The sequence below is a fragment of the Klebsiella sp. X1-16S-Nf21 genome, from assembly GCF_002837615.1.
In the GTDB taxonomy this organism is placed as follows: Bacteria; Pseudomonadota; Gammaproteobacteria; order Enterobacterales; family Enterobacteriaceae; genus Klebsiella; species Klebsiella variicola.
Genome location: NZ_PJDK01000029.1, coordinates 16,159 through 29,518 on the forward strand (window position 1 = coordinate 16,159; position 13,360 = coordinate 29,518).

Sequence of the window (13,360 nt, forward strand, 5' to 3'; positions counted from 1 at the left end):
GCAAAGTGTTCTGCCTAGGAAATATACTGCAACGAAGTTTTGATTTTCAGTGTATGCTTATGTCAATGGGAGTAGTCAAGTATGTTTCTAACGTAACTTGATTCTGGTATACCAGGAGCGTTTTTCCACGATCGAGCAAAAGAGAGCAATTTATCATAACTGACAATAAACTAACTGATATTGCATATCGACACTTTGTTGAAAGTGTTAAAGATTATGCTATTTACATGTTGAACGCTGAAGGTTTAATTATCAGCTGGAATGAAGGTGCCCGTCGGGCGAAAGGCTATCTCAGCGAAGAGATTGTCGGTCGGTATTTTGGTATCTTTTATAGCGAGACTGAGCAGCACACATCAGCCCCGAAAAAAAATCTGGAAATGGCACTGCGTACCGGTCAGTTTGAGGGAGAAGGCTGGCGATACCGCAAAGATGGCTCCCGTTTCTGGGCACATGTGCTTATTGATGCGATCCGTGATGAACAAGGTAATCTGCAAGGTTACGCTAAAATCACTCGTGATATCAGTGAACAAAAAGAGATTACTGACAGAATGGCGTGGATGGCGCGCTATGATGTCCTAACCGGTTTACCCAACCGGGGAGAGTTCTTTGCTTATGTTGAAAGGCTGATTGTCAGCAACGATGCTCGGAGCTTTGCCGTTTTCACTCTTGATCTAGATAAATTTAAGGAAATCAATGATCAGGAAGGTCATCTTATTGGTGATAAGCTATTACAGCACATTTCAAGCGCTGTGCTTAAAACCTTTCAGAAAGAAGAGATGGTCGCCCGATTCGGTGGCGATGAGTTTGTAGCGATTAAGCCTTTTGATCATGAAAGTGAAGCAGTGGCATTCAGCAAACGACTCTGGCACTGCTTTAGTGGTAAAAAGGTTTTCGCCGACACGGACATTACCGTTTCGGCCAGTGTTGGAGTTTCTCTTTACCCCAGGGATGGTGCGGATATTTACACCGTGCTTGGCAACTCCGATCTGGCTATGTACCGCGCTAAGAACAGCCTCGATAATAAGATCTGCTGGTATGAACCGGAAATGGATAATAAAACCCGCCTGCGTAACATGCTAGCGGCAGATATTCGCTCTGGCATCGGGAAAGGGCAGTTTACAATTCACTACCAGGAAATTCGCTGCATTAAAGACCTTAATGTGACCGGGTACGAAGCGCTATTAAGATGGCATCATCCACAGTTAGGTATGATTTCGCCAGAGATATTTATTCCGATTGCCGAGGAGAGCGGATCTATCGTGCCTTTAGGTTACTGGGTGCTGGAGCAAGTCTGTACTGAATCGCAGGTTAATAAACTGGACAAAAAAATCTCTGTCAATATCTCACCGGTGCAACTGCGTCACAGAAAATTAACTGAAAAAGTCAGAGAAATCCTGAAACGGACGGAATACCCAGCAAGTATGCTTGAGTTTGAAGTTACAGAAACTGCTTTTATTACTAATAAGCAACTGGTCTACAGTGTCCTGCATCATCTGCAGAAAATGGGTATCAGTATTGCGCTTGATGATTTCGGTACCGGTTATTCGTCGCTGAGTATGCTACGTGAGTTTAGTTTTGATATCATAAAACTTGACCGCAGCTTTATAACCGATGTAGAAATTAATCCCCAGATACGCTCTTTCGTGCGAGCTATTATTTCCTTGGCTAACTCGATTAATACACCGATCATCGCCGAAGGAATTGAAACCACCGGGCAATTGCGGATTCTGGAGGAAGAGGGATGTCATGAGGTTCAGGGTTATCTGTTCGGTTTGCCAGTTGATATCAGACATTTGCCTCGTAAGGAGTAGCTGTATGTTTTCTGCCTAAATCGACTTAGCCACGGCAATGAACTGGTGCTCAGTAAAACGGGTCTTACACATAGCGCGCTCCTTGATTGGTAGATTCATTATGCCGGATGCTGTCTAAATATGAATGGCACGATTATGCGGGATACATACAGAGGTGGATTGCTGTTGCATCTGCATTGAGCTTCATTCTTGTAGAATTAAGGATACTTTTTAATCCAGGAATATGGCAATGAAAAAAGAATTACATTATGAGTTTCATCACTTTGGAATTCCGTTACAGGATAGGAAATGCGAGGGAATGTTTAGTGAGAAGGCTGGAATGTTCACGATCGATAATCCCGGAAAGTTTAAAGTCCAGTGGCATCGTTTTACTGACGAGTCTCCACTGCACCCCCTACTGAAAACTATACCTCACGTTGCTTTTAAAGTTGACAACTTGACAGCAGCCATCAGTGGAGAAGAGGTAATCCTCGGCCCCTATGAACCGATTGATAATTACTTCGTGGCAGTTATCAATGACGCTGGTGTACCCATTGAACTTATTCAAACAACACTGACGGATGATGAACTTTGGGATAGAGCCAGGGCAGGTAAGGGAAGTCTCTATCGTAAATAGATCAGAGATACTCCAGAATCATCAGATACACATAATGAGAATGACTAAATAAAAGTCCATATGTTTATATGGGCTGTGATGTCTCCACGTCTAAATTAGCCGCGATGACTTACGCACACGGTTTATCAAAGTAAAACAATGCTATTTACATTCATCTGGGGGAACTAACCATATCGACTTATTTCAGCTTACCACATTCTAATTCATAAATCAGGTAGATATGATTTAAAAAAAGGTTATACTTTTAGATATCTAACAGATATAGTAGGAAAATAGTATGGATCCTAGAGAAAAAATCCAGAAAGTTGGTCAAGTCGTATACGGAAATCGGTGGAAATCACCTTTATCTCGAGAAATGAAAGTAGATCTAAAAACCTTCCGCCGTTTTCTTTCAGGTGAACGTTATCTACCAAAGAATATTTCTTCTCTGTTGCTTCAGTCTATGGCGCAAGAATTAGCCAAAATTAATACTGCTATTGAAATTATCAACTCTGATAAACTACAGCGGAAAAGTATAACATCTGACTTAATAGAAAGAATTGCTAATCAGTATGATTATGCCTGCCAAAAATATTACAAATCTGCTATCGAAGCTATGCAAAATGCGGTATTTGATGAAACTTATCTTTCTGACCTCGCTGCTGTAGCACTAAGATTTTCATTAAATAACGATTGAAGTTATCGTCCAGAATCGAAGAGCATTATCCCCTGATTCTTTTCAGGGTGTAAACATCCTGTCACAACAAATCAATCCTAAATGTCCCCCCTTGTAGTGACCATTTTCAAAAGTCAGAGAGATACATTCTAAAGCGCCTGAGATGAAATATGTTTTATCACAATAGGCCAATGTTCCTCCATACTACGTCCATAAATGCTACATATGACTTAAACATTGGCATACTAAACTAGCCGGTGTTGGGGAGTGTTAGCATGCTAGTTTCACTCCAGTATGGAAAATATAGGTCTAGTATGCAGCTATCTAAATAGCTGCGCAGAATAGTAGATCACTTATAGGGAACTCAGCCCGGATTGTGCGATCTGATCAATCGCCAAATCAAAACAAATCACCAACCGGACTGAGCGATGCCGATCATAGCACCAATACCTCGTGACGAACGACGCCTGATGCAGAAAGCTATCCATAAAACACGCGATAAAAATCATGCCCGCAGACTCACGGCCATGCTGATGCTTCATCGGGGTGAACGGATCAGCGATGTTGCCAGAACACTCTGTTGTGCCCGTTCATCCGTTGGGCGCTGGATTGGCTGGTTCACTGTATCAGGTGTTGAAGGCCTGAAATCCTTGCCCGCAGGACGTTCCCGACGCTGGCCTTTTTAGCATATCTGTACCTTGTTACGTGAACTGATAAAACATTCTCCCTGTGATTTTGGTTATCAGCGTTCACGCTGGAGCACCGAATTACTGGCGATAAAAATCAATGAGATAACCGGGTTCCAGTTGCATGCCGGGACTGTGCGTCGCTGGCTGCCCTCTGCCGGACTGGTATGGGGCAGAGCCGCACCAACGTTGTGTATCCGCGATCCTCATAAGGATGAAAAAATGGCTGCAATCCATAAAGCACTGGGCGAATGCAGCGCAGAACACCCGGTTTTTTATGAGGATGAAGTGGATATCCATCTCAACCCCAAAATCGGCGCAGACTGGCAGTTACGCGGGCAGCAAAAACGGGTTGTGACGCCGGGGCAGAACGAAAAATACTATCTGGCCGGAGCATTGCACAGCGGAACGGGCAAAGTCAGCTATGTGGGCGGCAACAGCAAAAGTTCGGTGCTGTTCATCAGCCTGCTGAAGCACCTTAAAGCCACATACCGACGGGCAAAAACCATCACGCTCATCGTGGATAACTATATTATCCATAAAAGCCGTGAAACACAGCGCTGGTTGAAAGCAAATCCCAAATTCAGGGTAATTTACCAACCGGTTTACTCGCCGTGGGTGAACCACGTTGAGCGGTTATGGCAGGCGCTTCATGACACGATAACCCGTAATCACCAGTGCCGCTCAATGTGGCAGTTACTGAAAAAGGTTCGCCATTTTATGGAAACAGCCAGCCCATTCCCCGGAGGGAAACATGGTCTGGCAAAAGTGTAGCGGTATTAGGCGCAGCTATTTAGGCGATCTATGGTGCTCATGCAAAGAGTTACCTTTTCAACCAGTTGCTTTTTATTCAATGCATATTTCATCAATTTACATCAGTTAGTTTGGGTGTGATGTTTTTATCAATCATAACCCCTTGTATGCATTGGATTACTCCTGGTTTCTGCCGTAGTGGATATGATTGGACAGATATCATCCATTTGTTATCCAACGTTAACTCTTTTCCTCTTTTGGATATGGTCAATCAGGCTCGCAAGCAGTGCGGGGAGCCGCCTGTACGCAAATAACAAGTTCATTGAGAAAATCATTGATGAACTTGATGGGGAGACCTACACAAAAAGTGTAGGTCGCAAAAATGGTGCTGAGATTGAAATCGCTGAAATGTCAATTAAGCAAGTAACTTAAGCTATATCAGGACATTGAAGAAAGGGAATCGCACATGAGTTTTGATGAGCGATTTTTCGAACCTCTCATTCCCTTCAGGACAACAATCTACTGTTCACCGGTGAATGACCTGCCCCGCCGTCTGATGACGAATTTCACCATCATCCCAGGCGAGGTGGCCATTGACCCACACCTTCTCAATCCCTTCAGCCCGGGTTCGCGGCTGCGCAAAAGTTGCGCTGTCCTTTACCGTCTGAGGGTTAAACAGCACCAGATCGGCATAATATCCAGCTGCAATCCGCCCGCGCCGGTCAATACCCAACTCAGCAGCGGGAAGTCCACTCATTTTATTGACCGCCGTGTGCAGCGGGAACAGCCCTAGTTCGCGGCTGTAATGACCCAGCACGCGGGGGAAGGTACTCCATAAGCGCGGGTGCGGATGCTCATCGTGTGGCATGCCGTCAGAGCCGATCATCGTTGGCGGGAAAGCCAGAATACGCTGGACATCGTCCTCATCCATCATGAAATAGATAGCCCCGGCGGGCATCAGCCGCTGCGCTGCCGCTTCATCGCTAATACCCCATTCAGCCGCAATCTCAGCCAGCAGCCTTCCAGCATGCTGCGGATACGGAGTAGACCAGCTCACCAGCACCCTTGCCGCTCTAGTGATAAAGGCCGGATTTAAGGTCGTGGATGAGGCGTTATAGGGGTAACAATCCAGCGATACCGGTTGGCGATCGCGGGCAGCCTGAATACTGGCCAGCGTTTCCCGCGAGCGACCGTGGTTTTTCACTCCGGCTAATTTATGGTGAGAAATCAACACCCTCACTCTCAACCGACGGCCAATCTCATAGGTTTCTTCAAGCGAGTCCAGTACCGCTTCAGCTTCGTTACGCATATGGGTCGCGTAGAACGCCCCGTAGCGCGCCAGCGGTTCAGCCACAGCGACAATCTCATCGAGAGTGGCTGCCCGAGCGGGTGGATAGAAGGTGCCGGTCGAGAAGCCAAACGCACCGGCGGCAAGAGACTCTTCAAGCAGTTCACGCATTCGGGAACACTCATCTTCACTGGCGCTACGATCCAGCGAATCGCCCATCACGCTGGCGCGCAGCGTGGTATGTCCCACCATGCAGGCTGCGTTGACGGCAATACCGCTACTGGCCAGCTCGGCCAGATAGTCGGCAAAGTGGGGGAAGCGTAGCCACTCGGGAGTCGCTATCAGATCCAGCGGCGCGGGAACGTTCGTCATCTGCGCCGGAGCCAGGCTCAGGCCGCAGTTGCCGGTAATCACCGTCGTCACGCCCTGGGAGAGTTTCGCGGTCATCATTCCCGGGATTAACAACGCCCGGTCGTCATGGGTATGAACATCAATAAACCCCGGCGCTAGCGCCAGACCGTTTGCCTCAACGATATGCTCCCCGACCAGTGAACCCGGAGCTCCGATGGTCGTAATATATTCGCCAGAAATCGCCACATCCGAGGGGACCGGCGGCTCGCCGCCGCCATCAAACAGCAACACATCGCGAATCACCAGCGTCGTACTGCGTATAGCCTCATTCATCGACATTTTCCACATTAAAGAGAGGGGATCATGCCGCCATCAACCCGCAATACGCTGCCGGTGATGAACGACGCCTGCTGGCTGGCCAGGAACGCCGCCGCCGCGCCATACTCATCCGGGCGACCGTAGCGTCCGACCGGGATCGTCCGCTGGCTGTTGCTGCGTACCGTCTCGACGTTCACGCCTTCACGCGCGGCACGCGCGGCGTCAAGCTGACCAACGCGTTCGGTGGCAATGCGCCCCGGTACCAGCACGTTCGCCGTAATTCCGCTGGCGGCAACTTCCGCGGCCAGCGTTTTAGACCAGCCTACCAGCGCCATGCGCAGGGTATTAGATACTCCCAGCCGGGCAATCGGCGCGACCACGCCGGAAGAGGTGCTGGTAATAATGCGCCCCCAGCCCTCCGCGTACATATCTGGAAGCACCTTATCGGTTAACTGAATGAGTGAACTGACCATCGCATTGAATTGCTGTTGCCAGACCGTCGCGTCAACGCCAGAAGCAGTGGAAGGGGAGGGGCCGCCCGAGTTATTTATCAGAATGGTGATTGCGCCGAAGCGCTGGCGTATCTCGCCAAGGACCTTGTCAAAGGTCTGCGGATCCGTCAGGTCTAGCTGCCAGGCCTGGGCTTCCCCGCCGGTCCGAGTAATCAGCGCCGCCGTCTCCGTCAGTTTTTCTTCATTGCGCCCGGTGACCGCTACCTTGACCCCTTCAGCGGCCAGCGCCAGAGCCATAGCGCGCCCTAAACCGCTGCCCGCACCGCAAACCAGCGCTGTTTTTCCGCTAATCATAAAATCCATCAGTTCAGCCCCTTGTCGGCAAGTTTGCTTTCCAGGCGAGCCATCAGCCCGCTCAGTTCCTGGAGATCGGTACGGTCGAGAATCGGCCCCGGCTGGCGAACAGCCGCGCTTTTTATCGCCCCGCGCCGATGCAGAGCCTCCTTGCGTAGCCCCAGCCCAATACCGTACTGAAACTCATGGCGCAGCAGTGGCAGATAGCAATCGAAAATATCCTCGCCGCGACCAGGGTCGCCATCGGAATAGGCCTGGCACACCTGCACTAACATTTCAGGCCAGGCAAAGCCAGTCATCGCCCCGTCGGCCCCGCGCGCCAGCTCCTGCGGCAAAAAGAGCCCGCCGTTACCCACCAACACGCTGATACGGCGTAGCCCCAGCGTCTCGCTCTGGTTGCGAAGCTGGCTGAGTTTGCGCATGCCCGGCAGGTCCTCATGCTTCAGCATCACAATTTGCGGCAGCATCTCAATCAGCCGCAGCATTACGGGAACGGAGGTGTGAACTTTGGTCGATTGCGGGAAGTCCTGTAGACAAATGGGCACTTCATTGCCCAGCAGCTGCGCGACGCTAAGAAAATAGTTTTCCACCTGCGGATCGGTTGTCAGATTCGGGCCCGGTGCCAGCATGACCCCTGCAGCCCCTTTATCCATCGCCGTTTTCGCCAGACGCTCCACATGGCGGTGGGAAGCATGACTGACGCCGACTACCACCGGCACTTGTCCGTTCACCCGCGACAGCACCCGCTGCATAAAACTCAGCGCTTCCTCTTCAGTAAGCTTATGCGCCTCGCCCATCATGCCGAGGATGGTGATCCCACTGACGCCTTTTTCGAGATAGAAGTCGGTCAGGCTGTCAGCACTGGCTAAATCCAGCTCGCCGCTGTCGGTAAACGGCGTGGCGGAAATAATGTAAACCCCGTTTGCTTGTTCGTTCAGTTTGTTCATTAATCTTCTTCCCTACTCAGATTGCCGTAAATCGGGCTACGATACCGGCCCGCGCCTGTGTCAGATGAAAGACCATTGCCTCTCTGGCCCCCGGCGCATCACCGGCGTGAATGCGTTCCATTAGTGCGATATGCTCCAGGCAGCCGGGCTCGAAGCGTGCGACGGTGCCGTTCTGGTCAAAAGTGCGCGCTTTAATACGTAAATCAAAAATCATGCTCTCAAGCATGCCGTTACCGCAGTGGGTGGCAATGGTCTGGTGAACTAGGTTATCGATACGATGATTCTCAGAGGCGGAAAAGTCCCGCGCCTGGCGGTGGGCGGTCAGCGCGCTAATCACCGATTGCGCCTGCGCCGTTGGTATACGGGTCGCGGCGGCGAACGCCGCTTCCCCCTCAAGCAGAATCCGCAGTTGCAGGATCTCCAGATATTCGCGGAGCGTGGGCTCTTTCACGATGAGCTGCCCGCGACCGACCCGGGTCGCGAAGCCGCCGCCGACCAGGCGGCTGAAGGCTTCACGTAGCGGCGTACGCGAGACCCCCAGCGCGGCCGCCAGTGCCCGCTCCTGCAACGGCATATTGGTGGGGATCCGTCCCTGCTGGATCATTTCCAGTAGCTGCCGATAGGTCGCTTCTGTCAGATCCTCGCTGCCCGGATTGAGGAAAATATTGTCTACATCAGTCTGTGTTTCACTCATAGCCAGCTCACTTCCGTTGATTGAATATGCTGTAAACAGTCGGCGAGGCCCTCTTGCAAACGCCGCCAGTGCGCAACGCCCTCTTGAGCTGTCACCGCCCGAAACGCCACGCTCTGTCCTGGCCGCAACTGCCCAACGCGCGGCAGATCTGCCCCAATTAAGGTGGCGATTTTTGGGTACCCTCCAGTGGTCTGACGATCGTGCAGCGCAATAATCGGTTGACCATTACCGGGAACCTGAATGCTCCCTGGCACAACCGCATCGGAAACCATGTCGGCCCCGTGCAAATGCGCCAGCGCCGGGCCAGACATGCGGTATCCCATCCGGTCCGCATGGGCGCTAACCCGATAGCGGCCATGTAAAAACGTCAGCAGCGAGGCGGCGGTGAAGGCCTCCTGCTGCGGCCCCATCACAACGGACAGCGGGCCGCGGCGGTACAGCGCCGCCAGCTGTGGGTGCGAACAATGGCGACGTCCTGCATCGGTTTTTTCTTTCAGCGGCAAACGGTCGCCTTTTGCCAACGCCCGCCCCTGCCAGCCGCCGAGCGCCGCGCGCGTTAGCGTAGCGCGACTGCCCAAAACAGGTAAGACATCGACACCGCCGGCCAGCGCCAGATAGGCGCGTAGCCCACGCTGCACGCGCCCGATAACCAGTTCGCTGCCTTCCGCCAGCCGGTGGCCGACCCAGGGTTCCAGCACCCGACCATCCACCTGAGCCTCAACCGCGCCGCCGAGGCACAGGATGCACTCGCCGCCCATCACCCGATAACGCCCGCCAAGCGCGGTTAATTCCAGCGCCGCGCATTCCGGGCCGTTTCCGACGATGGCATTCGCTAATCGAAAAGCAATCATGTCCATCGGCCCCGATGCCGGTACGCCCAAATGCGCGTATCCGCAGCGCCCCGCATCCTGCACGGTAGTCAACAGACCAGGAGAGATGACGTCCAGCCAGCGCATTACGCCCCCTCCGGTTCAGGATACCAATCCGCGGCGCGACACTCGTCGCTCAACCGGGCAAACTCCGCCGGGGTGATGGGCGAAAAGCCGATTTCATCCCCCGCCTGAAACAAAAATGGCCTGCGCCGCTTCGGGTCAAATGAGCGCCACGGCGTCCGGCCGATCAGATGCCAGCCGCTGGGGCCCGCCACCGAACTGATTGCCGTCTGCTGGCCGCCAATATTAATGCTGGAGGCCGGCGTCATCGCTCGCGGCGATGCGCGACGCGGCGTATGTAGCGATTCGGGAAGCCCGCCGAGATAGGCGAACCCCGGCATAAATCCCACCATATAAACCCGGTAACGTGCGGAGCTGTGTAACTCGATAACCTGCTCCGTGCTCAGCCCATGCGCCAGCGCCAGCGCGGCAAGATCTTCGCCATACTCGCCGCCATAACACACCGGCACTCGCCAGTAGCGGCGCAGAGTCCAGGTCGATGAGAGCGAATCGACAGACAGCGTAACCTGCTCGCAAAGCTCAGCGAAAGCGACCGTTAGCGGGTCAAACATGACGGTCAGGGAGCGATAGGTTGGGATAATTTCGCTCACCCCATTGAGCCCGCTGAGCTTCGTCGCCAGCGCCAGCACCCGGGCGTTGAGCTGGTCGTTAATGCAGTCGCCGAATTCGACTAACAGCGCCCGTTCGCCAACCGCTAAAAAACGTGGATAGCCGTTCACACCGTCTCCCTGAAGGTCATTGCCTGCTCAGGCTGAAAGCCAAAGCTGACGCTCTGACCCGCCATACGTTCCAGCTCCGGGAGATCGACCGGCGCGTAGGCCACCAGCATCTGTCCCTGATGCTCAATCAATAATTTCCAGTGCAGGCCGCAGAAGGTCGACATCACGATATTGCCCTGATAACAACGGGCAGCCCCTTCGCATGCGCGCCCAACCAGCATATGTTCAGGCCGCACGCCTAACGAGCCGATGCAATCGTCGGGGATAAAATTACATTCCCCCAGAAAACCGGCGACAAAGCGGCTGTCTGGCTGGCGATAAAGGGCCTGCGGGGAACCATCGCCGACGATCTCTCCTTTATCCATAATGATGATCCGATCGGACAGATTCATCGCTTCTTCCTGATCGTGGGTGACAAACACCACCGTCAGCCCCAGCTCCTGATGCAGCTGCTTTATTTGTATCTGAATCGACTGACGCAGATTTTTATCCAGCGCCCCGAGCGGTTCGTCCATCAGCAGAATATCCGGGTTGAATACCAGCGCGCGAGCTAGGGCGGCGCGCTGCTGCTGGCCGCCGGAAAGCTCCCCCGGCAGGCGTTTGCGATACTCCTCAAGGCTGACCAGCGCCAGAGCCTCGCCGACCCGCCGCTCAATATCGACCTTCGCCAGGCGGCGCATGCGTAATGGAAACGCGACGTTCTCAAATACCGACATATGAGGAAAGAGCGCATAGTTCTGAAATACCATACCGATGTTGCGATCGGAAATCGGCTCGCGGGTCACGTCTTTACCGGCAATCTGCACGCTGCCGCCGTCGGGACGCTCAAATCCTGCAATCACTTTGAGCAGCGTCGTTTTTCCTGAACCGGAGGCGCCCAGCAGCGTACAAAACTCGCCGCGAGCCACCTGCAGATCGATACGCGGCAGCGCCACCGTAGCACCGTAGGTTTTGCGAATGGCGTTGAGAGTGACATCTTTACCCTGCATTTGACGCATGTTTGCCTCCGTTACGTTTTACCAGGCTCTGGAAAATCAGGATCCCCGCCGTCGCCGCGATCAGTACGCAGGAGGCTGAAATCACCGTTGGGTCGAAATCGAACGCCAGCCCTTCATACATCAGCTTCGGCAGGGTTCGATTGCGGATAGTGGTCAGGAACAGCGACATCACCACATCGTCAAAGGAGGTGACAAAGGCAAACACCGCGCCGCCGACCATGCCGGGGAGCAAAATGGGGAACATCACCCGGCGGAACATCTGCCAGGGCTTAGCCCCGAGGCTGTAGGCCGCCAGTTCAAGGCTGGGATCGAATCCTTTCAGCGCCGCGCGTAGCGTAATGAAGGTATAAGGCGTAGCCAGAACGGTATGGCCGAGGATCAGCGCCACCGAGTTGTTAATCAAATCTAAAGGGCCGCACAGATAATAAAGCGCGACGGCGGTAATGATGGCGGGCACCGACATAGGAACGATAAATAGCGTCTCCAGCCAGCTTTTGCGCGGTGAGCGCAGTTTATGAATACCCATCGCGGCGGTAGCTCCCAGCACCATCGACACAACCGTAACGATCAAACCGATCCGCATACTCTCGCCGAGGGCCAGCATCCATTTACGATCGGTGAAAAAGTTGACGTACCAGCGCACGCCGTATTCGGCAGGCGGAAAGGTGGGGAAACTTGCGGTGCCGAAACTCATCGGGATAACGATAACAATCGGCAGAATAAGAAACAGCGCTACCAGTACGCCGGCACCCGCGCTAATCCGCCCGCCGCCGCTGCGATGAGCGACCACCACCGACTGGCTGCCCTTACCGCTGGAGCCATCCATCAGTTTGTCCAGTCCGAACAGGCGATTAAATAGCCATAGCGCGACCAGGGTGGTTATCAGCAGTACGCAGGCCAGCGCGGCGGCAATCCCCCAGTTCAGCTCATCGGTAATGTTGTGCGAAATGAGCTCCGCCACCATGCGTTGTGCCGGTCCGCCCATAAGCGATGGCGTGATGTAGTAGCCTACCGCGTTCATAAATACGATAACCGCCCCGGCGACAACGCCCGGGCGGGTCAGCGGCAGGATGATGCGGGTAAAGACGCTGAGCGAATCCGCGCCTAAACTCTGCGCAGCCTGCAATAGCGTACTATCCAGCGAACGAAATGATGCATACAGCGGCAGCACCACGAAAGGCATCAGGACGTGAACCATGCCAATCAGTACGCCGGTAAAGTTATAAAGAAAGGCCACCGGCTGTGAGGTTATCTGCAGAGTCATCAGGAGATTATTGAGGGGGCCGTTTTGTTGCAGCAGCGCGATCCACGCCGAGGTCCGGACTAACGCGCTGGACCAGAACGGCAGCAGAACGGCGAAAAATAGCAGCTTCGCCATCGCCGGGCGCACCGAGGCCATAAGCCAGGCCAGCGGATAGCTCATCACAATACAGCCAACGGTGACTGCCGTCGCAATGACGAAGGTGTTTTCCAGCACGATGCGATAAATGGGGGTATCCCACAGATGGAGATAGTTTTCGAGGCTAAAGCGGCCCTGCACCAGGAACCCTTGCTTAAGCAGTCCTGCAATCGGCCAGACAAAAAACAGCAGTAAAAAAAGCAGCAACGGTAGCGTCGCCACGAGGGCCAGCCCGGGCCATCGGATCCGCCGGGATGGGTTAAGATTTTCAGTCAATATCGTTGCCACCATAACACACTCCGTTTTGGACGGGATGCCGCCAGCGGCGCCCCGTCCGCCCAGTCACTTTCTGAATCATCGTATGCT

11 protein-coding genes and 2 pseudogenes are annotated in these 13,360 nt (G+C 53.3%); 5 read left to right on the plus strand and 8 right to left on the minus strand.

Going from position 1 to position 13,360, the window contains the following annotated elements; all coding sequences use genetic code 11:
- Positions 1-155: 155 nt before the first annotated feature.
- The 5 genes and pseudogenes from CW267_RS14810 to CW267_RS31325 all read left to right on the plus strand — a co-directional run.
- Entirely contained in the window at positions 156-1,811 is a 1,656-nt protein-coding gene (locus CW267_RS14810; protein WP_100781656.1) for a putative bifunctional diguanylate cyclase/phosphodiesterase, read from the plus strand.
- 229 nt (positions 1,812-2,040) lie between these two features.
- A complete protein-coding gene (locus CW267_RS14815) occupies positions 2,041-2,427 on the plus strand; it encodes a hypothetical protein (RefSeq protein ID WP_100781655.1) in 387 nt (128 codons plus the stop codon).
- Between the two features lie 277 nt (positions 2,428-2,704).
- Positions 2,705-3,103, plus strand: a complete 399-nt coding sequence (locus CW267_RS14820) for a hypothetical protein (protein ID WP_133124651.1) — start codon at positions 2,705-2,707, stop codon at positions 3,101-3,103.
- 407 nt (positions 3,104-3,510) lie between these two features.
- Positions 3,511-4,542: pseudogene (locus CW267_RS14825) on the plus strand (IS630 family transposase).
- A 197-nt stretch (positions 4,543-4,739) separates the two neighbouring features.
- Positions 4,740-4,944: pseudogene (locus tag CW267_RS31325) on the plus strand (hypothetical protein); the annotation flags it as partial.
- Positions 4,945-5,047: 103 nt separating this feature from the next.
- Here CW267_RS31325 and CW267_RS14835 read toward each other — a convergent pair.
- From CW267_RS14835 to CW267_RS14870, 8 genes are read right to left on the minus strand one after another with little or no spacing between them, the layout of a single operon-like run.
- The gene (locus CW267_RS14835; protein ID WP_206053242.1) at positions 5,048-6,493 is read right to left on the minus strand and encodes an N-acyl-D-amino-acid deacylase family protein; all 1,446 of its coding nucleotides are present in this window, start codon (positions 6,491-6,493) and stop codon (positions 5,048-5,050) included.
- A gap of 14 nt (positions 6,494-6,507) precedes the next feature.
- Positions 6,508-7,293: an SDR family oxidoreductase gene (locus CW267_RS14840; protein WP_100781653.1), complete on the minus strand. Its 786-nt coding sequence runs from the start codon at positions 7,291-7,293 to the stop codon at positions 6,508-6,510.
- Positions 7,293-8,231 carry a dihydrodipicolinate synthase family protein gene (locus CW267_RS14845; RefSeq protein ID WP_100781652.1) on the minus strand — a complete coding sequence of 313 codons (939 nt, stop codon included), beginning with the start codon at positions 8,229-8,231 and terminating at the stop codon, positions 7,293-7,295. Before CW267_RS14845 ends, CW267_RS14840 begins: the two co-directional genes overlap by 1 nt.
- 16 nt (positions 8,232-8,247) lie before the next feature.
- Positions 8,248-8,925 carry a GntR family transcriptional regulator gene (locus CW267_RS14850; RefSeq protein ID WP_100781651.1) on the minus strand — a complete coding sequence of 226 codons (678 nt, stop codon included), beginning with the start codon at positions 8,923-8,925 and terminating at the stop codon, positions 8,248-8,250.
- Complete coding sequence (locus CW267_RS14855) at positions 8,922-9,881, minus strand: biotin-dependent carboxyltransferase family protein (protein WP_100781650.1); 960 nt, start codon at positions 9,879-9,881, stop codon at positions 8,922-8,924. Before CW267_RS14855 ends, CW267_RS14850 begins: the two co-directional genes overlap by 4 nt.
- On the minus strand, positions 9,881-10,597 hold the full coding sequence (pxpB, locus tag CW267_RS14860) for a 5-oxoprolinase subunit PxpB (RefSeq protein WP_100781649.1): 717 nt from the start codon (positions 10,595-10,597) through the stop codon (positions 9,881-9,883). The genes CW267_RS14855 and pxpB overlap by 1 nt, the downstream gene beginning before the upstream one ends.
- Positions 10,594-11,595: an ABC transporter ATP-binding protein gene (locus tag CW267_RS14865; RefSeq protein ID WP_100781648.1), complete on the minus strand. Its 1,002-nt coding sequence runs from the start codon at positions 11,593-11,595 to the stop codon at positions 10,594-10,596. Before CW267_RS14865 ends, pxpB begins: the two co-directional genes overlap by 4 nt.
- A complete protein-coding gene (locus CW267_RS14870; protein ID WP_100781647.1) occupies positions 11,576-13,285 on the minus strand; it encodes an ABC transporter permease in 1,710 nt (569 codons plus the stop codon). The genes CW267_RS14865 and CW267_RS14870 overlap by 20 nt, the downstream gene beginning before the upstream one ends.
- Between the last annotated feature and the right edge of the window lie 75 nt (positions 13,286-13,360).

Coding starts and splice junctions, on each gene's coding strand:
- CW267_RS14815 (WP_100781655.1), top strand. CDS start 2,041: ATGAAAAAAGAATTACATTATGAGTTTCATCACTTTGGAATTCCGTTA.
- CW267_RS14820 (WP_133124651.1), top strand. CDS start 2,705: ATGGATCCTAGAGAAAAAATCCAGAAAGTTGGTCAAGTCGTATACGGA.
- CW267_RS14835 (WP_206053242.1), bottom strand. CDS start 6,493: ATGAATGAGGCTATACGCAGTACGACGCTGGTGATTCGCGATGTGTTG.
- CW267_RS14840 (WP_100781653.1), bottom strand. CDS start 7,293: ATGGATTTTATGATTAGCGGAAAAACAGCGCTGGTTTGCGGTGCGGGC.
- CW267_RS14845 (WP_100781652.1), bottom strand. CDS start 8,231: ATGAACAAACTGAACGAACAAGCAAACGGGGTTTACATTATTTCCGCC.
- CW267_RS14850 (WP_100781651.1), bottom strand. CDS start 8,925: ATGAGTGAAACACAGACTGATGTAGACAATATTTTCCTCAATCCGGGC.
- CW267_RS14855 (WP_100781650.1), bottom strand. CDS start 9,881: ATGCGCTGGCTGGACGTCATCTCTCCTGGTCTGTTGACTACCGTGCAG.
- CW267_RS14865 (WP_100781648.1), bottom strand. CDS start 11,595: ATGCGTCAAATGCAGGGTAAAGATGTCACTCTCAACGCCATTCGCAAA.
- CW267_RS14870 (WP_100781647.1), bottom strand. CDS start 13,285: ATGGTGGCAACGATATTGACTGAAAATCTTAACCCATCCCGGCGGATC.